Origin of the sequence: Polycyclovorans algicola TG408 (genome assembly GCF_000711245.1) — a bacterium.
In the GTDB taxonomy this organism is placed as follows: domain Bacteria; phylum Pseudomonadota; class Gammaproteobacteria; order Nevskiales; family Nevskiaceae; genus Polycyclovorans; species Polycyclovorans algicola.
In genome coordinates, this window is record NZ_JOMH01000001.1 from 2,470,372 (window position 1) to 2,489,309 (window position 18,938).

Consider the following 18,938-nt stretch of genomic DNA (forward strand, 5'->3'; position numbering starts at 1 on the left):
ATGAAAATCCGCATCTACTCTGACCTGCACCTCGAGTTCGGACGCCCCTTCTGGCCCGCCACCAAGCGCGGCAAGGAAGAACTCGTGGTGCTGGCCGGTGACATCGCGGTTGGCACGGCCGGTGTGAAGTGGGCCATTGAATCCTTCCCTCACGTGCCCGTTGTCTATGTGATGGGGAATCATGAGTTCTACCGCCACGACATCGACTCGCTACTTGCGGGCTGCATGAAGATGGCTCAGGGCACCAACGTCCATATCCTCGAGTGCGGTGCCCTCGACGTCGGCGGCATCCGCGTGCTCGGCTGCACCCTGTGGACCGACTACGCCCTGCTGGGCGCGGACCGTGTGCCCGAAGCCCAGCAATGGGCCCAGCAGAATCTTGCTGACCATAGCTACATCCGCCTTTGGGGACAGGAGCGCTTCCACCCGTCGGATGCAGCAGGGGAATATGCCGATAGTGCTCAGTGGCTGGACGAACAGATCACCCAGGCCGAGAAGGACAGGTTACCGCTGCTGGTCGTCACCCATCATGGCCCGACTGCTGCTACTGAAGATCCCTACTACAAGGGACAGATCGGTAGTACCTGCTTCCACTCCAACGCCGATCACCTGATTCGCCCGCCAGTGCGCATGTGGGTGCATGGGCACACCCACTACAACGTCGATCTGATGCAGAACGGCGTGCGCATCGTCAGCAACCAGTTGGGCTATCCGAAAGAGGGTGTGCATGGCTTCCGGAAGGACGGTCTCTTCACCTTCGACAAGGGAGAGGCGCCGTGATCTACAGGGACTTTCATATCGAACTGCACCAGGATTCTGATCGAGATCCGGAGAGCCGCGGACGCTTTCTGATTGTCGGCGATGTGCACGGGCAGATGGACATGCTCATGCGCTTGATGGACCTCGCCGGTTATGACGCCAGTGTCGACTGGCTCATTGCGGTGGGCGATCTGGTTGATCGCGGCCCCGCATCAGCCGAGGTGCTGCGCTGGGTTACCGGCGGGAAACGGCGCTTCAGCCTGCTCGGCAACCACGACGCCATGATGCTGGACGCGGAGTTCCTGAGTAACGCGGACTTGACCTGGATGCGCAACGGCGGCACCTGGTCTATTGGGCTGGAGGAACTCGAGCTCAACCTGCTGCGGCGATTGGTCAGCGGCTTTCCCTTGACGGCCCGGCTTCACCTTCATGGCGGAATCAAGATCGGCGTGGTGCACGGTGAGGTGCGTCCAGGAACAACCTGGAAGCAGCTACAGCGTTCCGAGTATTCCACGGGCGATGCACTCGATGACCGGAGTGGCGCTCTCATCTCAAGCCTGCTGTGGGGCCGACAGCGCTACTACTGCTCTCGAGCCCTCAAGAGCACGTCCCGCATCGAGATCGAAAAGATCCTCAAGCCCGTGCGCGGTGTGGACCTCGTGATCTGCGGCCACACGATCATGCCGACGCGGGAACCCCTGCGCTTCGGCTCCCACCTGTTCATCGATACCGGCGCTTGGCAAACCCCGAATGGCCGCTTGACCGCAGTGGATCCGGTGGCCGGGGTGTACTGGCAGGTCGGGCATGAGGAGGATCAGCAGTGGGGCCCGACGCCACTGCCGGCACCCGTCAATGTGAGCCTGCCGAAGAAGGCTCGCAAGGGGAGGCCGCCTCATGAATGACGAGGAATTGATCGCCCTTCTCGACACATTTGGGCCGGTGCCCGGCTGCGAGGCGCGCCCGGCGGGGATCACACGGTTGCTGGCCTTTCGCCTGCATGCGCTCTGCCGCGTCCCGCAAATCTCTCGGGGCTACCTCGCGCCGCGTGTCGCCAACAGTGAGGTGCTGGCATCTGATCTGGGCCCTGTGCTGCTCGAATACCTCCATGCATCAGGCGTCAGCATCGAGCTGAAGGAAATGACCCTGAAGGACGGAAACTTCACCGCCCTGCGGGGCGTGATGGTTCTGGACACCTTTGTGTGTCGGTTATTGCCCAAGTGCATTGCGCAGTTCGGGGACCCGCCGCTACAGATCAATCGCTTCCCCGGCGCACTGAAGATGTCGGCCAACGTGGCCATCTGGGTGTTGATGGGAGAGCTCTATCGGCTGGACGCGCCAAGCAAGGACCTCCGTGAGTTATTCCTTCGGATCTCTGAGCTGCCCCCGGAATGGCGAGAGGCCTATCCGGAAATGGCGGCCAGATACGTGGTGCGTTCGCCGGGCGCGCCTCCAGAGCGCGATACCAAACCTCCGGAGTCCGAGCTCAAGGTCAACCCTGCGTCCATTGTTCGTTCGATGCCACCCGGCCAGCGACCCAGGAAGCCGAAATCTCAGCATGGATGCACGTGGAAGCTGACGGATGAGGGGCAAGTACTCGAGCGGCTGAAGGCACAGGCAGAGATGAAGGACTCGAATCCCGCGATCACCTATGCCCTCGAAAGCCTCTCGCTGGGCTATGAGCGGCAGTTACCGCTGGCACGGCGGCAACAGGCTGATGCCGTCGACAGGTTGGTGCAGCGCTTCCCCAACTTCGCCCCGGTTTGCCGCTGGGTGTCGGACCAGGTGCGTCTGTGTGCCTTGATGCGGGTACCGCTGCGTCTGCCACCGATGTTGCTGCTTGGCCCGCCAGGCATTGGCAAGACGATGTTTTGTATCGAACTGGCCCAGGAGCTGGGGGCCGAGGCCTGTGTGCGATCGCTGGCCGAGATGTCGGCGTCCTGGCTGATTACCGGTGGAAGCGCCCAGTGGTCCAACGGCCGGCCGGGTGTGATCGCCGAACACCTGTCGCGCTGTCCGAAGGATCGCATTCCGTGGTTCGTCTTTGATGAACTCGACAAGGCGTCGAGTGATCGTGGCTTTCCTGTGGGCCCCGCACTACTCGGACTTCTGGAGCCCTATACCGCGCAACGATTCCGTGACGAGTGCCTCGAGATCGAGATGGACGTCCGCCCTGCGGGCTTCATCTTCACCGCCAATGAGTTGAAGCGGATTCGACCTGAGCTGATCAGCCGGCTCCACGTCATCGCCGTACCGGCACCCACAGCATTTGAGATGCCGGCGGTCGTGGCGTCGGTCGATGCCCAGCTACGCAAAGAACAGCCCGAGCTCAGCAAGGTGTTCAGCCCGATTGATACCCAGGTGCTGTTGCATTTGGAAGCGGTGGCACCGAGGGAACTGCGCAGACATCTGCAGGCGGGCTATGCCAATGCCGTGAGGCGGACAGCGAAGCTGCGGGGGCGGCGGGATCTGCTGCTGAAGGATTTGCCATCAGGAGTAGGCGGCTCGCACGACGCGTCAGACAGACGGGTGCATTGATGAGGGGGAGGGGGACTGCAATCTAACGACGATCTCGGGATGCTCAAACGCTTGCCTTCGTATCTGAACGAGGAACAGCGCAAGCAACTGGCGAAGATGGTCTGCCGCCTTTTTCTATCACTGGTGGCTTGATGTCGCCAGGCAGTCAGCGATGCTCGGCTTCTCGCCTGACAGTGATGCTGTCGTCGGGTTTCGCGAAGGCGCCGCGCCTCCCGACGACCAGAACCTGTTGGCACGCGTCGATCACCTGTTCGCCATTCACGAGAGCTTGCGATTGATGCTTCCACACAACCGCGAACTGGCATATCAATGGCCCACAGTCCGAAATCGGGCGTTCGATAACCGGTCGCCCGTCGAGATCATGATCGAGCAGGGCCTGCCGGGAATGGTGGTTGTCTGTGGCTATCTGGACGAAGCGAGAGGCGCGTGATGGGGCTGCTTGATGAAATCGACTACTGCATCAGATCTGATTCATGCCGCGCCCCTCGAACAGGGCACCCATCGAATCAACGGAATTCGCACCGTTCTGCAGTAAGTCCACTTCTCCTTCCAAGATATCCGTGTTGCCGAGGTAAAACCCGCTGTGCCGGGCTGTGAAACGCTCAGGCGGTCTAGGCGATGACGATCTGAAAGTTGGTCAATGCATGTTGCACGTAAACGTCGTCGCGCAACACCAGCAGTGCCGACCCTGCCAAATCAAAGCCTAATGCTTCGTCGAGTAGGCCGTTGGCACTGATCAATCGTGCTTCGCGGCCCGCCAGTCGCTGTAAGGCTTCATAACCTTGCGCCTGAATCGCAATGTGCAGTTCCCCTTGTGCAAATGATGGCGTGAGCTTGATCAGACGGGATTGATCCACCCAACCCTCGTGCGGCAGGCAGGGTTCCGCCTGACCCGCTGCGGCTAGCAATCGCACGTGCAGCCGCAGGGCAACAGGGCTCTGGGCATCTCGCGCGTCTTCCGTCGCGAGGGCCGTGTTCATCATGACGCGTGGTGTTCTGGAAAATTCATCCATGGTGCGTGCCAATGGGACTCTTGAGGTGACTGCCTGTGTTGTGTCCATTTATCGGGATGGGCCGCCACCACATCACGTACGGGGGCCATCCCGATACTTAACAAAATGCATCGTTGTGAAGAGGGGTACATGAACGGTCGGCAAATTGGGCAGACAATAGTGGGCCTGGTGATTACACTCCTCTGGGCCATGCCGACCTTGGCTGCGCAGCGCGTGGCGCTGGTGATTGGCAATGGTCAGTACCAGCACGTCCCGCAACTGCCAAATCCTGGGCGCGACGCCGATGCGATGACGCGTGTGCTCACGGATCTGGGCTTCTCGGTCACGACCGTCAAAAATGCCTCACGCAGGGACCTGGGGCGAAAGGTCATCGAGTTTGGGCGTGCCACGGGCGGCGCCGAGGTGGCGCTGGTGTTTTACGCCGGCCATGGCATCCAGGTGGACGGCACCAACTACCTCATCCCGGTGGACGCCGCCCTGCAGGACGACCTGTCCCTGTCTGAAGAAGCCTACAAGCTCGACGACCTGCTCAACGCCGTCAGCGGTGCCCAGACGCGGGTCATCTTGATGGATGCCTGCCGCGACAACCCGTTCTCCAATCGCATGAAGCGCACCGTCGCCACGCGTGACATCGGACGGGGGCTGGCGCGGGTGCAAAGCAATGCCGGTGGCACCCTGATTGCGTTTGCGACGGACCCGGACAACATTGCCGCGGACGGGCAGGGAAACAACAGCCCCTTCACCACTGCCCTGGTGGGCGTGCTGCCGCAGGCGGGGCTGGAAATTCGCCTTGCCATGGGCCGCGTGCGGGCCGAAGTGGCGCGACTCACCGGCAACCGGCAGATTCCCTGGGTCAACGAGTCGTTGTTCGGTGAGCTGTATCTGGCGGGTCAGCCGGGTGCCGTCATGACCCCCACGTCGGCACCCGGCGTTGACCTGTCGGCGCTGGATCTGGCCCATTGGCAGAGTGCGCAGGCCATCGGCACAGCGGAGTCCTATCGGGATTATCGACAGAACAATCCGCAGGGCCGCTTTGCCGCGCAGGCCGACATGCAGATTGCCGCATTGACGAGACCTCGCCCAACCGCAGCACCGCAGACACAACCGCCTGCCTCCCGACCACCACCCACGGCGGTGCCTGCCGCGTCGTCGTCAAGCGGCGGTGCGCCGTTCTCCACCTTCCGCGACTGCCCGGAGTGCCCGGAGATGATCCACATTCCGGCGGGCAGCTTTCGGATGGGGGACCTCAGCGGCGAGGGTGAGCCGGATGAAAAGCCCGTGCGCACGGTCAACGTCCCGGCCTTCAGCGTGGGCAAGTTTGAGGTCACCTTTGACGAATGGGATGCTTGCGTTGCGGTAGGCGGCTGTAGTTACCCCCAAAGTGATGGTGACTGGGGCCGGGGCAAGCGCCCGGTGATCCATGTGAGTTGGAACGACGCGCAGGAGTACGTACGCTGGCTCAGCCGTAAGACGGGGCAGCGCTATCGACTGTTGAGTGAAGCGGAATGGGAGTACACAGCAAGAGCAGGGACCAGCACTGAATACAGTTGGGGCAATCAGATTGATACCAGCAAGACCGACTACGATGACAGCGGCCACCGAAATGCCCAACCCGTGGGCAGCTACGCCGCGAACCCCTGGGGCCTGCACGATGTGCACGGCAACGTCGGGGAATGGTTGGAGGACTGCTGGAACAATAGCTACGGAGGCGCGCCGACCGATGCCAGCGCGTGGACCTCGGGCAACTGCGCCGACCGGGCGCTCCGTGGCGGCTCGTGGTACGACGTCGCCGCAGTGCTGCGTTCCGCCTACCGTTTCCGCCTCGGTGCGGGCAGCCGCTCCCACCTCCTCGGTTTGCGCGTGGCCAGGACCGCTTTTTGACCCTTTTACCCTTTGGCTCTGGTCCTTGCGGAGCAAGGGCCGCGCGCCTGTAGGCGCGTGCTGTGGCGGTTTAGTTTTGGGGGTGCAGGGGGCGTAGCCCGTGCTTGCATCCATTTTTGCCTTGACCTTTTCCGCCGACCCGCGGATAAGGACAGCGGGCTCGCGCCCCGCCGCCGACCGGGCAATCCGTGGCGGCTCGTGGAACAACAACGCCGCAAGGCTGCGTTCCGCCAACCGCAACCACAACGATGCGGGCAACCGCAACAACAACCTCGGTTTGCGCGTGGCCAGTCCGCCCGTTGTCCGCGCCGGCAGGTAGTGCGGCGTGCTTCCAGAATGCCGTCGCTCAAGGGGCGCCGGCAGCGTGATGAAAACGGGTGTCCATGGGTGCGATGTCCAGGTTCAGCAGGGAGGCTGGGCCGAACAGCAGGGCAGGGATGCAGCGCCGCGCGGCCGGTAGGGCAACCGAACGTCGCGCGGTGATTTTTGTTCTTTTTGCAATTGCGTCATTGACGCCGGTTTTTCCGGCGGGCGGGTTGGGCTGCCACTGTTAAACGTCCTTGTCAGCGACGCGGTTGCCACAGACTGCCGTCAGGGGTTCCACGCCTCGATGCGAATCGAGCAGGTAGCCGGCCCTGCTTCGGCGGCCTCGCCATCCCAATCGTGCAGCAGGTGGCCCAGTGCACGCGTTTCGGTTGGGGCCTCCACTTCTACGATGGCTGGCAGGTCTCGAATCATGAGCAGGCTGGGTTGGTTGGCGGCAAGGGCTTTGGTTTCCCCGGTGGCCGTTTTCATCAGTGCCTGCGCGCCATCAAGTTCGCCCACGACCAGCAGGGCGGAAGGACTGGCAGGTGCTGTTGCGTTCCAGTTCAACAGGTGTCGACGGCTACCGCGCCCCTGCCAGGTGGGGGGCATCAGCGGGTCGTCGATCCACACCGGGTTGGCGCAGGCCGTGGCGTCCGAATTCACGACCTCAATGTACGTATGCAGCAGTTCCAGCGGCATGCCGCTCTGGCCCCGCCAGCTCAGCCTGCCATCTGGCTCACGCGGGTCAATGAGCTGCCCGGCGATGTGCTCCACCCGCTGGCGCAGCTGCACGGCTTCGGCACAGCGTTGGCCGGGGCAATGGTCTGGAACATGGCCCACAAACACGAACCGCCAATGCGTCTGCTCGCTCGACTGGCGGATCAGACTTTTCAGTCGGGTTAGCGTGCGCTGTGTTTGAGTACCCGGCTCCGGCTGAAGCATCTGATTGGCATAGGTGAGCACGTAAGGGTGGTCCACCCCGAAAGTCGCCGACGTTGCCAATGCCAATGTGAGCGCCGCGAGTGGCTGCAGGAAAAATTTCATCAACAGGCCCCGTCGGGTAGGGTGCGGAACAAATACTCGAGGTGGCCGCTGCCTTGCCGACTCAGCCAGTTTCGCGCCGCACTGAGTCTTTCGGTGGCCTGTAGAGGCATCAGAACGGCCTGCAGTTCAGCCTGCAGCGCAGTCGCATCCCACGGCCGCAGCCGCTGGGCTAACACGACCAACAAGTTGTCTTCCGCAGGGGGCAGCAAATCAACGGAGAACGTGGTGGCCTGTGCATCGTTGAGTTGGGGGCGGGGCAGAGATTGAATCTGAGCGCCGCCATTGGGCGACACGCTCGCCACGACGCCATAGACGGCTGGCCAACTCTCCGCCACAGAATCAATCTTAATCGCCAACCGTTCACCCACGAGGTGAGCAGGGCCCGCTGAGGCGCGGGTACACGGCGGTAGCAGTTCCAACGCTCCGCCTGCACTGGTGAGCGCTCTGGCGGGAGTTGTCACAATCTGTCCCTGCGTTGTTGCAATGGTGGCAAATGACAATGAAATAGGGCGCTTCAGCCAGGCAGCCGTCAACACGAAGAGCAGTGCAGCTGCCGATATCGACAGTAGGCCAAGCCGGAGCCTGTTTTCTCTTGGGTCGCGTGCAAGCCTGTTGAAGCCAAGTCGTTGTGTCGCCTCCCGCAGGCTGGAGACGGCGTGAACCTTTAAGCCTTTTGATTCCAATTCGGCAACTGCAAGTGCGTGCCGCGTTAACGTTGCCGTGCCATCCGGATCCTGTTTGGGGATGAATAGATGAGGCGGCGGCACCGTGGCCCCGGACCGACTGAAGTGCTGGGCAAATAGCCTTAGCTTTTCTTCCAGATGGTGTACCGGGCCGATGTCCACGTCGCTCCCATTTCCGGCATCGAGTATCCCAGTAGCGGCGACGCTTAAGATTGGACTGCCGCAGAGGTGCATCAGTCGAGCCAATGCGAGGCCAAGCTCGGCACTGCGTGCGTTCTCGGGCGCCAAACCACCGATATCTCCAGGATTAAGGACGCTCAGCGCGGCGGGTTGTGGCGGCAGTAATCCACTGCGTGGCAGGTGCAGCGACTGCGTTGCAGCGATTGCCTGTTGTCCTGCCGCATATAGCCCCGTTTCCAGTAAGGCGGAAGCGCGTCGGTCCAATTGTGCGGCATGGGGTGGCGGCATTTGTGCGTCACACACCACTCTGCAAATGGCACCGCCGCCCCCCACCATGGGGATCAAGACGGAGCGCGCCGGGAGTGCCCTCATGCAGGCGTAACCTTGGTGAGGAGGATTCGATAGTCGCCTAGCGCCCGGCGCACCGCTTCAGAGTTGGCCAGCACCAGCAGACCTGCCCCTTGCGAATCGAAGCCGAAATCAAGGTTAAGCAATCCATCGGCACTCACCAAGCGCGCATGTCGTTTGGAGACCTGCCTGAGCGCTGCATATCCTTGGGCCTGGACCTGCAAATGCAATTCTCTGTCGTGCAGCGTGGGCGTCACGCGTAAGAGCCGCGACAAGTCCAGCCAACCCGATGCGGGTAACTCTGGCTCGGCCTGGTCAGCGGCCGCCAGCAGGCGAAACTCGAAAACATCCGCCTTGTTGCCACGGCGCGAGTTCTCAACATCCATCCGTGCGGCTGCGATGGCCAGTAATGTCTTTAATGTTTGGCTGAAACTGCTCATGTCATTTTGTGCAGACCCTGGTTGTGGCCTCGCCCTCCATATCGGGATGGGTTGCGGCTTGGATGGCTACAAAGTCTTCTTGGCCGCGTCGATTCATTGCAGTCGTAGGCTAGAGACGAGCCTTGCGGGCCTGAATCAGATCGGTCTACGAGGCTCTTGCTAGGGGGATTGATGAGCGCCCATACCCCCATCCCGATAATGAGGGCATCGCCCGGAATGCCGGGTTAACGACTGGAGAATCGCAATGTTTGAAGCCAATCCCGTACGGTCGCTGCTGAAGCGTCACGCGTCGTTGCTTGTGGTGTCTACGCTACTGATGGGTGGTGCCGTCGCGGCCGAGGACCCCAACCGCACCATGACCGTGGAGCAGGTGACTGTGACCTCATTGTCGGTACCCGCCTCAGACTTGACGGTAGACCTCTGGACTGACCGGCCCGGCGGCGTTTATGCCGATGGTGAGCGCGCGCGGGTCTTCGTGAAGGTGAATCAAACGGCACGCGTAGAGTTGCTCGATGTGGGTAGTACCGGGGTCAAGACGGTGTTGTTCCCGAACGCCTGCCAACCCAATAACCTGATTCAAGCCGGTCAGACGGTTGAAGTGGGGGTGGGTCAGCAGGGAAATACGATTTGTCCGGGAATCCGCGTGGGCGCGCCTTACGGATTGAGCGTACTTAAGGCGGTCGCCACTACCGACACCAAGGTTCGGTTCGACGCCGGGCGGGCCGGCACTGCGGCGGGACCTTTCTCCCAACTCCAGGGATCGGCAAGTGACTATGCGCGAACCATGACGGTGATCGTGACGCAGGCGCCGACGGCCAAATGGGCCACCACGAACCTCCACTACAGCGTTGCCCCTGCGGCGACCGCGTCGGCGCCAGCGAGTACCGCAACGGGCGGGACGCAGGTCACCATCACCAGCCCCGGCGGCAGCACGGTGCAGGTCTCAGGACCGCAAAGTGCTGCGGTTGTCGCCTCGCAGCCCAGCGCCGCCACGATCGCTCCCGCCTATTCACTGCCGCAGTTCAAATCTGACTTCGGTATCAATGTGGCAATGGGCGAAGCTGCTTACAAGGTGGGGGACACCCTGAGCTTCTCGGTTACCGCTGAGCGCCGCTGCGACCTGCGGGTTATCAATGTGGATCACAAAGGTGGCTACAGCATCCTCTATCCCAATGCACTGGATGAGACGATCACATTGCAGGCGGGTAAGGCGATGTTTCTGCCGCGCGCCAAGGGTGACGTCACCATTCGCCTGAGTGGTGAGCCGGGCACGCAGACCCTGCTGGCAGTCTGTGCTCAGAACAAGAGCTTCTGGGAAACGGTCACCGGTCGCACGGCCATTATTGAGGCCAAACCCACGCTCACCCTTGAGGAAATTCTCAATGACAAGGGTGATGGCTTGGTGGGGCGCAAAGCGGTGACCTACTCGCTGCTTCCCTGAACCACGGTTTTCAGCCCTCTGAGAGGATTCATCATGATTAGATTTTTGATTGCCACGGCAGCACTGGTGCTCTCTAGCGCAGTAGCGGCTGACGACCAGCGATCCCGGACCGAATTTGGTGCCGACGTGCAGCGCGGCATGATTGTCGAAGTTCTGCAGCAGGCCCCCAGTTCCGCAGGAGCAGAGATCAGTGTGGCACTGCCCATAACGTTTGCATTCGGGTCCGCAAACCTTAGCGCAGAAGGCCGCAGCATCCTCGCAACAACCGCTCTGGCCCTGAATTCACAGGAGCTCATCGGGTTGTCGTTTGTCGTGGAAGGGCATACCGATTCGGTCGGCAGTGAGCAGGCCAACCTGGTTCTGTCACAGCGCCGAGCAGATGCGGCTCGCAATTTCTTAATTGAACAAGGAGTGGCCGCCCCGCGACTCGCTGCGATTGGGTTTGGTGAAACAAGATTGATTCCGCAGGTCGTCAGCACCGATGGTCGCCAGCGCCGAGTCGAAATCGTTCGGCAGGGGGGGTGACATGCAGCGCATCGTGATCGCAGCATGCAGCGTGTTCAGCCTATTTATTGGAACTGCCAGCGCCTCTGAAAGCTATGCCATCGACCTGTCCCGCTCGGCGGGGAGCGAGCGCGATGCCGCAGTGGCCATTTTGTCCAGCGAGGAGTACGACCAGCTGATGCGTGGTGTGACGCGCGCGTCCGAGGCCAGGCAAAAGTTGCGACAACAGCGACGTCGCAGTCTTGAAGTGACTGCTGACCCAGGCGGCGAACAGGGCGCAGTTGAAGCCGCGCTCACCGAGCTTCGCCATGGCCAAAGAGTCGTGATCTGCGCCTTGGGCCCCGAAGAGGGAAGTCAGTCGCTATATCTCTCGCTATGGAATCGAAGCACTGATGGAAGCGGTCCACAATTTTCAAATTTCAAGAAAATCTACCCGGCAGGTTCGCCGGCGGTGCGTGTTAATAGCGACGAAGTTCTGTGCATTGGCCAGCCTGGTAGTGGGTTCAGTGTGAACGCCCAATACGATGCTAAGGGTGCAACCGAGCAAATTTACGCCCACTACTCCACGTCAGAAGCCACGCAGTTTGATGAAGGTGACGTCCTGGTGCTTGGCAAAGGAGCCACTCGAAGCACTCGAGCGCCCACTGGAGACTACTGGTCGGCCTTTGCGGTATTCAGCGTCAGTAAGAATTAGGGAGTGCCACCGTGAACTCAGCGAATAAACTGGCGCGGTCCAGTATCGCCTTGTTTTTTGCAGCTTTATCAATAACGCCGGGGATCGTACATGCAAACAGCACTTGCAAAAATCATCTGAATCCTGAAACGACGCTCTCCAGAATCGTTGGTGGCGAATCCGTATCAATCAAGGACTACCCGTGGCAGGTGTCGATACAGGTCAATGGTCAACACTTTTGCGGCGCAACCGTCATTCATCCTGAGTGGTTATTGACTGCGGCTCACTGCATTACTGGCTACGCCCCAAACGGCGAGCGCTACGACTTCCGATCGCAATATACTCCCGGTGGGAGGGCAAATGCCGTCGTAAATAGAACAGATTTGAGTAAATCTGGCGAAGCGTTGAAATTCTCTAAAGTGGTAGTTCACCCTAGCTGGAATGGCCGCGGCAATAACGGTTATGACATCGCTCTGGCCAAAATGGTGAAACCGATATCCAAGGACAAAGTTATTGGTCTGGCGACGGCGAGCTTTGACCGTAATCATCTGAAGCCAGGCCTGTGCTCCGTGGTGAGCGGATGGGGGCGGTTGGTGCAGGGGGGCGAGGGCAGCCCCACTTTGCAGGCCGCAGCCGTTCCAATCGTTTCTGAGAATGACTGTAGCAGGGCGTATCGCGGAAACGACCTTAGCAAAACAATTTGTGCTGGCTATGCCGAAGGTGGAATCGATAGCTGTCAGGGTGACAGCGGTGGCCCGTTGGTCGTGGACGCGCCAGTGGTTGGGCGCGTTCTCATCGGCGTGGTGGCCTACGGTAAAGGCTGTGCTCTGGCCAACATTCCAGGGGTGTATACCCGTGTTTCATCATTTACGGGGTGGATTCAGGATGCCATTCGGAAAAATTGAACCGCCCCATCATTCCCGGAGGCTCTAAACCTTGAGTGGATGGAGCGATGAACAAAGGAATACGGTATTCCCCGGAGCAGAAGGAGCGAGCGGTACGGCTGGTGTTGGAGCATCAATCTGACTACAGCTCGCAGTGGGCGACGATGGAATCGATTGCTGGAAAGATGGGATGCAAGGCCGAGACCCTGCGGGTGTGGGTCCGGCAGCACGAGCGTGATGTTGGGCAGCGGGAGGAGCCGACCACCGACTAGAAGGCGCACCTGAAGACGCTGTAGCGCGAGGTTCGCGAACTGCGTCAGGCCAATGAGATTCTGCTCAAGGCAGTTGCCCGCCACGCTCAATATCGAAACGCAAACGGAAGCTCGTGGATTCAGTTCGACGCTTCACCTATGGGATGGCCATTCCAGCACTGGCGATGCCGACACAAGTTGTGCACTGCTCATCGAGGCGTGGCTTCCGTAACTCGTACAGTATTCGGATTGTTGAGCCTGATCGCCGACGGCACGGGCGTGCGGCAGCGAATGGGACAAGGGTAATAATCCATGCGATCAATGGTGTTGTTGTTGGGCTTACTCTTGCCGCTTGCGTCATTTGCGGCCGAGCGCCTCGCGCTGGTGATCGGCAACGGGGCATACGCCGATGCGCCTCTCGACAATCCAACCCATGACGCAGCATTGATTCGGGCTGCGCTGCAGCAGGTTGGTTTCGATGTCACGCAGGTCCAAAACGCGAACTTGAGTGCGATGGAGCGGGCGCTTGAAACCTTCACTCGAAAACTTTCGTCGGCGGGGAGCGATGCGGTTGGTTTCTTTTATTTCTCCGGCCACGGGGTGCAAACGGAAGAGCAACAGAACTTCCTCTTGCCGATTGGCCATCGAATCAATAGCCCGGCGGACTTGAAACGGCAGGCCATCGACGCCGCCTGGGTCATCGAGAAAATGAGTGAGGCCAGTAACGGCCTGCACATCGTGGTGCTAGATGCCTGTCGGAACAATCCACTGAAGACAGGGACCCGGGGCAAAGTCAGAGGCCTGGCCCGAGTCGACAGCGTGCCGCAAGGCTCGTTGCTTGCTTTTGCAACTGCTCCCGGAATGGTGGCTTACGATGGTGATGGAAAGAACAGCCCCTACGCCTCCGCCCTGGCCCACTACCTTCGCCAGCCGGGCCTTGAGGCAAGAGAGGTGTTTAGGCGCGTAGGCCGATCAGTCAGCGATGTGACCAGCAACAAACCCTCGCCACAGCGTCCGAGCCTTTTGGACGCTTCGTACGTCGACTTCTACTTCAATCCTGTTACTGGAAATGAGACCGGAGGAACATCTGTCGCGAGCTGGCAGTTCGACCCCAATACCCCTCTCCACCTGGGCGGGTCCCTAGAAGGCGGTCTTTGGAGTTCACCTCTGGTCATTGGAGGCCTTGCAGCGATGCTGCTAGCCCTTCTGTTGATCCCCTTCGGTCAGATGCATCGAAACCATGCTCAAGCGCTGGAGGAACTAGCCCGCGCTGGGAATGCAGAAGAGGGCTTGGCTTACCTTGACCGACTCTTCTATTTCGGGCTGCCCTTGCCCGCCGGTTGGCGACGCTTAAAGGCGCAATGGCGCGAACAACAGTCCGTTGTCGAAGCCAATCTGGTGAGCGCCAAACAAGCCCACCTGGCAGGCCGCTTGGATCAAGTCGAGGACAATATCCAGAAAGCGCTCCGGCTCAACCCACTGCATGCCCAGGCGCGACAGATGCAGCAAAGCCTACCGCAGTGGAAAGCCGGTCAAACAAAACTGAATGGCGCGAAGGCACGGGTGATTGCTGAGCCCCTACAGGCCCTTTGTGAACTGGAAGATGCCAAGCGCCTTGATCCGTCCCTTCGTGCTGCTGCAGATGAAGTGGGCCAACAAGCCAGTGCACTCATCCGCGCCCGGCTGTGGCCGCACTGTTTATCAGAGGCCGAACGTGCCCTGTCGGACCAAAAGCCGTATCTCGTTCTCTCATTCGTCAATCAAGCGCTCAAGGCACAGCGGATTCTGAGCGAGGCCCCGTACGATGCTGTTCTGCAGAAGCTGCGCACTAGCGCGCTGCAACAGCTGGAACCAATCCGCAGCAAAGCGGTGGTGATGGGCGGGCCAGAGACCTTGAATATCCAATTACTTGACAGCGTCGAAATAGGCAGACGCAGCGAGGGCACACCGGCGGATATTGCCCTTGGCTACCGACGCATCTCCCGGGCAGGAAAGCAGGGGCGCATTCTCTGGCGAGGCGGCCGCTTTCAACTGCAGGATCAGAACAGCACCAACGGCTGTTGGTTGAACCGACAACTTCTTCAACCCGGCGAGACACGTACCCTGCCCCTGCCCGCCACACTGGCCCTCGGGGGCAACCGTGAACAGAACCGCTCGGGCATTTGCCAACTGATGCTGCGCCAAAGTCCGCATGACAAGGGCGCGTTATGGCTCAACCTTCCGCATGGAGCGGTCGAACTGTTGGATACCTCCGATATGGGTCAGTCTTGGCCCACCCTAGACGAGGACATGGAACAGCTTTGGTTGATCCTCCGCGGCCAAGCGGCCATTGGCATTCATGACGGCCGCTGGGACCTGGGCTGCATGAAAGGTGCCGAGCCTCTGTTTTTCCTGAAAGCTGATAACGAAGCGCTGATAGTCGCGCCGTTTGAGGGTGCGAGTCAGGAGGTCAGGGTTGACGAGGCGCCCCTGCATGGAGCGGTTCCGATGCGCGTAGGGGCTCAGATCAAAGTTGGCGCGTTACAACTCACCTTTGCCGAAGGTTCGGAGTCATGAGGACTGCGACCGTCTCAGATATCGGCCTCCATCGGGAGCGCAATGAAGATGCGTTCCTCGTGAGCGTGGTGGGAAAATGCACGTTGGCACTGGTGGCCGACGGTGTCGGCGGGCGCGGCAACGGTGCGTTTGCCTCTGCCGCTGCTAGAGAATACTTCTCTGAACTCATTCGGCTGCGCAAACTCAACATGATCGATCAGCAGCCCCTGAGGGACGCCCTGATTCAGATGGCCGTGCATACGCTGCATACCGACGTGGTGCGGCGCAGTGCAGAGGATGAAAACTGTCGGGGAATGGCCTGTACGCTGACGTTGGTCATTGCTGACTCGGTTGAGTACACGCTGTATCAGGTCGGAGATAGCCGCCTGTACCACCGGAACTCGAATGGACTGAATCAGATATCGGTTGATCAGACACTGAGCGAAGAAATGTTCAAGGCAGGACGCATCTCGTCAGAGCAGCGCGCGACCCATCCAGACCGGCATACGCTCTCCCAAGCCATCGGGGTGGCACCGATGCGTGCTGCTCTACAACCTGCGGTTACCAGGGGTCAGTGGACCGAGGACGATATCTTGCTGTTGTGCTCGGACGGTCTTTCCGGGATGGTTCGCGATGAAGCCATCAATGCCATTTTTCAAGAGCATCCAGAGCCCGAAACTGCCGCTGAAGCCCTCAGGCAGGCCGCACTTGAGGCCGGCGGCAAAGACAACATTACGGTCGTGATCATGCAAAACAGGTCGCCACAAGCATGAAAAGCATCGGCAAATACGCTGTACTCCGCGAGTTGGGTGCGGGAGGTTTTGGCGCGGTGTACCTGTGTGATGACCCGTTGCTTCAGGAGCAGGTGGCGGTCAAGGTCTTTCAGGTTCGGGATGCCAATGCGGCGCAACAGGCGACCTCGGCATCGGGGGATGCCAGCCGGATCTTGCGCGAGCGCTTTCTTGCCGAAGCGCGGGTCTTGCGTCGTCTGAGCGCCAATCCGCACATCGTGGAGGTCTACGACTTTGCCGAAACGGTGGACGGCACGCCGTATTACGTGATGCCGTATCTGAGCCAGACACTCGTGGACGAGATCGGCAAGGACGCGATGGACCCGGCCGTCATTGCCGACTTGCCTGCGGAGCTGCGGCCCCGCAAGCTGCCGATCAACCGGGCCAGCATCATTCTGGATCAGGTGCTGGACGCGCTGTCGGCGGTGCACAAGGCCGGCTTGATTCATCGAGACATCAAGCCCGCCAACATCCTGTTCAACGCCGATGGCGTGGTTCAGTTATGCGATTTCGGAATCGCCAAGCTGCCGGACACCGATCACAGCCAGACCAGTTCGGGCATGGCGATGGGCAGTCGCAATTACATGGCCCCCGAGCAACGCGAAAGCGCCAAGCATGTGGATGCCCGAGCGGATGTGTACGCCTTTGGCGTATTGGCGTATCGGGTCTATACCGGCGCGATGCCGGTGGGTCGCTTTGATGACCCCATCGCACTGAGCCCCGCCCTGGGCAAAGACCTGAATGAGCTGATTCTGTCCTGCCTTGATCAGAGCAAGGAGCGCCGCCCCGCGGACGCCTCGGTGCTACGGGTTCGGTTCAAGGCGGCGTTATCGGCCGCCTCTGGCGTCCCGGCAGCGGGCGCTGAGGATCACTCCGGCACCTGGGTGGAGGCTGGTCGTGGAGAAGCCAGCTACAAGGCGAGTGTCTCGCCCCTGGAGTCGCGGGTTGAGGCCCTGCTGGGGGAGCACGGAGAAATCCCGCAGGACGCCTGGCACGAGCTGAATGCGCTGGCAGCGATTGGCAGTGTCAGTGAGGGGGCCTTGCAGTCGCTGGTGGAACAGGTGGCCTCACGCCTGGGTACCCCCCTGGAAGCCAAGCGGAACTTCCTCAAGCATGTCGACAGCCTGGCGGCACGCGGGACGGATCTATCGGCACAACGACCCGCACTGCTCGCAGCCGCACAGGCCGTGGGCTGGGATGCAGCAAAGGTCGATGCCGTCATTGCCGCACGTGCACCCACACAGCCAGCGCCGACCCGTGCGCCCACCCCTTCGGCCGGTGCGGTGTCGCCCCCACCGACACACACGATCCATCCTCGTGCCCGTCCCTCAGCGCCCAGAGCCACAAACAAGCGCTCATCGGCTCGCTGGGTCATGGCCGGGCTGGTACTGGGCGTGGTGGGCCTCGCAGGTGCACTGCTAGGCCCCCCGCTTTCGACACGATGGGCAGAGCGGGCAGACGGGGCTGATCCCGCACAGGCCCAGAGCACACCGTCGGCCCCTGCCAGTCAGCTTGCAGCGGCGCCTGCACCCCAACGCCCCCCGGCGGGCAGTGACGCCCGTCCTGCCCCCGCATCAACAGCGGCAGCCCCCAGCCAGGACCGCCCTGCGGCAACGCCAGCCGAAACCCCTGAACAGCGGATCACCGCCTTGTCACGGCGGCTGGACACCCAGGTTGCCGGCTTCAAGCTGACCCGGCCAGCGGGGGACAACGCCGCCGAGACCCTGGAGCAGATCAAAGCCATCAACCCGGATCATCCCAAGGTCGGTGAAGGGACCCGTGCCATCGCAGGGAAGTACCTGGAACTGTTCGAACGCGACCTCGCCGCCAACGACCTGCCCAAGGCCGCCAGCTATATCGCACTGGCAGAGGGGTTTACGCCAGGTTCGCAGGCTATTGAGCAGGCAAAGACAAAGATGAAGCAGGCCGAAGCCGACCTTGCAAATTGGAATGTTGTGGATCGTTCAAATGTCGACTCGCTGCATGGATATCTGGGCCGTTATCCACAAGGCCGACATGCCGCTGAAGCACAACAACTGTTGGCTACACTCGCGAGCCCGGAACCTGCGGTGGTTCCAGTGGTGCCAAGCGTAGTACCCCCTGCGGCGCAGCCAACCGCCGATCCCGATCGATCATCCGGCCCGCGTTACCGAGCCGCTGACGAAGAGCGCAGCTACTTGAACGCATTTGAGCTGCTCAAGACTGGGGACTACGGTGGCGCGATACGTGGTTTTGAGATCCAGCTTCAGCGCTTCCCCAACGGACGCTTAGCGGACCAAGCGGCTTACTGGACGGGGGAGAGTTACTATGTTCAGAGCAACTATGCGGCGGCGGCAGGCTCCTTCCAGCGAGTGATCAATAGTCATCCTGACTCGCCGCGTGCTCCGGATGCTTTATTCAAGTTAGCGTTAGCACAGCAAGAAATGAAGCAAACTCGTGAGTCCCAAGCCTCCCTTCGAGAGGTAATTGATCGATATCCCAGCTCCAGCGCCGCACGACTTGCGAGGCAGCGGCTAGAAGGACGCTAGGCCGCTATGTCGTAGGCATCGGCTGCCTACGTCGATAATGGACGACAGATCTCTTTTCTCGGTGAGCAACCTGGGGATCGGATCCAACTTTTTCCCTGTTGGCCTTCAGATCCAATTGGCCTATAGGAAGCGGATTACCCCG

At 60.7% G+C, this 18,938-nt stretch carries 17 protein-coding genes and 1 pseudogene; 14 read left to right on the top strand and 4 right to left on the bottom strand.

Going from position 1 to position 18,938, the window contains the following annotated elements; translation table 11 throughout:
* The 4 genes from U741_RS0111820 (at position 1) to U741_RS17850 (ending at position 3,724) form a co-directional block, all read left to right on the top strand.
* Positions 1-780 (top strand): metallophosphoesterase, encoded by a 780-nt coding sequence (locus tag U741_RS0111820; protein ID WP_052378743.1) that lies wholly within the window; start codon positions 1-3, stop codon positions 778-780.
* A complete protein-coding gene (locus tag U741_RS0111825; protein WP_029890673.1) occupies positions 777-1,661 on the top strand; it encodes a metallophosphoesterase in 885 nt (294 codons plus the stop codon). Before U741_RS0111820 ends, U741_RS0111825 begins: the two co-directional genes overlap by 4 nt.
* Positions 1,654-3,294 carry an AAA family ATPase gene (locus U741_RS18470; protein ID WP_052378744.1) on the top strand — a complete coding sequence of 547 codons (1,641 nt, stop codon included), beginning with the start codon at positions 1,654-1,656 and terminating at the stop codon, positions 3,292-3,294. Before U741_RS0111825 ends, U741_RS18470 begins: the two co-directional genes overlap by 8 nt.
* A 151-nt stretch (positions 3,295-3,445) precedes the next feature.
* Positions 3,446-3,724: a DUF2384 domain-containing protein gene (locus tag U741_RS17850; protein ID WP_052378745.1), complete on the top strand. Its 279-nt coding sequence runs from the start codon at positions 3,446-3,448 to the stop codon at positions 3,722-3,724.
* Positions 3,725-3,905: 181 nt separating this feature from the next.
* On the opposite strand, the gene U741_RS0111840 is transcribed toward U741_RS17850, so the two are convergent.
* The gene (locus tag U741_RS0111840) at positions 3,906-4,307 is read right to left on the bottom strand and encodes a hypothetical protein (RefSeq protein WP_152551589.1); all 402 of its coding nucleotides are present in this window, start codon (positions 4,305-4,307) and stop codon (positions 3,906-3,908) included.
* 168 nt (positions 4,308-4,475) lie between these two features.
* Here U741_RS0111840 and U741_RS0111845 point away from each other — a divergent pair, with 168 nt between their 5' ends.
* Together U741_RS0111845 and U741_RS20010 are read left to right on the top strand one after the other, a co-directional pair.
* Positions 4,476-6,188, top strand: coding sequence for an SUMF1/EgtB/PvdO family nonheme iron enzyme (locus tag U741_RS0111845; protein WP_161776200.1), 1,713 nt, complete (start codon positions 4,476-4,478; stop codon positions 6,186-6,188).
* Positions 6,189-6,288: 100 nt separating this feature from the next.
* Positions 6,289-6,507 carry an SUMF1/EgtB/PvdO family nonheme iron enzyme gene (locus U741_RS20010; RefSeq protein ID WP_366504290.1) on the top strand — a complete coding sequence of 73 codons (219 nt, stop codon included), beginning with the start codon at positions 6,289-6,291 and terminating at the stop codon, positions 6,505-6,507.
* 272 nt (positions 6,508-6,779) lie between these two features.
* Here the strand turns inward: U741_RS20010 and U741_RS0111850 are convergent, their stop codons facing one another.
* From U741_RS0111850 to U741_RS0111860, 3 genes are all read right to left on the bottom strand, one after another.
* Positions 6,780-7,538: a hypothetical protein gene (locus U741_RS0111850; protein ID WP_029890677.1), complete on the bottom strand. Its 759-nt coding sequence runs from the start codon at positions 7,536-7,538 to the stop codon at positions 6,780-6,782.
* The gene (locus U741_RS19255; RefSeq protein WP_161776202.1) at positions 7,538-8,383 is read right to left on the bottom strand and encodes a hypothetical protein; all 846 of its coding nucleotides are present in this window, start codon (positions 8,381-8,383) and stop codon (positions 7,538-7,540) included. Before U741_RS19255 ends, U741_RS0111850 begins: the two co-directional genes overlap by 1 nt.
* 386 nt (positions 8,384-8,769) lie before the next feature.
* Positions 8,770-9,189 carry a hypothetical protein gene (locus U741_RS0111860; RefSeq protein WP_152551591.1) on the bottom strand — a complete coding sequence of 140 codons (420 nt, stop codon included), beginning with the start codon at positions 9,187-9,189 and terminating at the stop codon, positions 8,770-8,772.
* A gap of 244 nt (positions 9,190-9,433) precedes the next feature.
* Here U741_RS0111860 and U741_RS0111865 point away from each other — a divergent pair, with 244 nt between their 5' ends.
* The 8 genes and pseudogenes from U741_RS0111865 (at position 9,434) to ybgF (ending at position 18,796) form a co-directional block, all read left to right on the top strand.
* Entirely contained in the window at positions 9,434-10,630 is a 1,197-nt protein-coding gene (locus tag U741_RS0111865) for a DUF4384 domain-containing protein (protein WP_029890680.1), read from the top strand.
* A gap of 33 nt (positions 10,631-10,663) precedes the next feature.
* Positions 10,664-11,155: an OmpA family protein gene (locus tag U741_RS17855; protein WP_052378746.1), complete on the top strand. Its 492-nt coding sequence runs from the start codon at positions 10,664-10,666 to the stop codon at positions 11,153-11,155.
* 1 nt (position 11,156) lies between these two features.
* Positions 11,157-11,828 (top strand): hypothetical protein, encoded by a 672-nt coding sequence (locus tag U741_RS0111875; RefSeq protein WP_152551592.1) that lies wholly within the window; start codon positions 11,157-11,159, stop codon positions 11,826-11,828.
* Between the two features lie 11 nt (positions 11,829-11,839).
* A complete protein-coding gene (locus U741_RS19000; protein ID WP_084154828.1) occupies positions 11,840-12,712 on the top strand; it encodes a serine protease in 873 nt (290 codons plus the stop codon).
* Positions 12,713-12,759: 47 nt separating this feature from the next.
* Positions 12,760-12,984, top strand: a pseudogene (locus U741_RS17860) (transposase); the annotation flags it as partial.
* A 270-nt stretch (positions 12,985-13,254) separates the two neighbouring features.
* Positions 13,255-15,498: a caspase family protein gene (locus tag U741_RS18475; RefSeq protein WP_084154830.1), complete on the top strand. Its 2,244-nt coding sequence runs from the start codon at positions 13,255-13,257 to the stop codon at positions 15,496-15,498.
* A complete protein-coding gene (locus tag U741_RS0111890) occupies positions 15,495-16,250 on the top strand; it encodes a PP2C family protein-serine/threonine phosphatase (RefSeq protein ID WP_029890684.1) in 756 nt (251 codons plus the stop codon). Before U741_RS18475 ends, U741_RS0111890 begins: the two co-directional genes overlap by 4 nt.
* Positions 16,247-18,796 carry a tol-pal system protein YbgF gene (ybgF, locus tag U741_RS18480; protein ID WP_052378748.1) on the top strand — a complete coding sequence of 850 codons (2,550 nt, stop codon included), beginning with the start codon at positions 16,247-16,249 and terminating at the stop codon, positions 18,794-18,796. Before U741_RS0111890 ends, ybgF begins: the two co-directional genes overlap by 4 nt.
* Positions 18,797-18,938 lie beyond the last annotated feature (142 nt).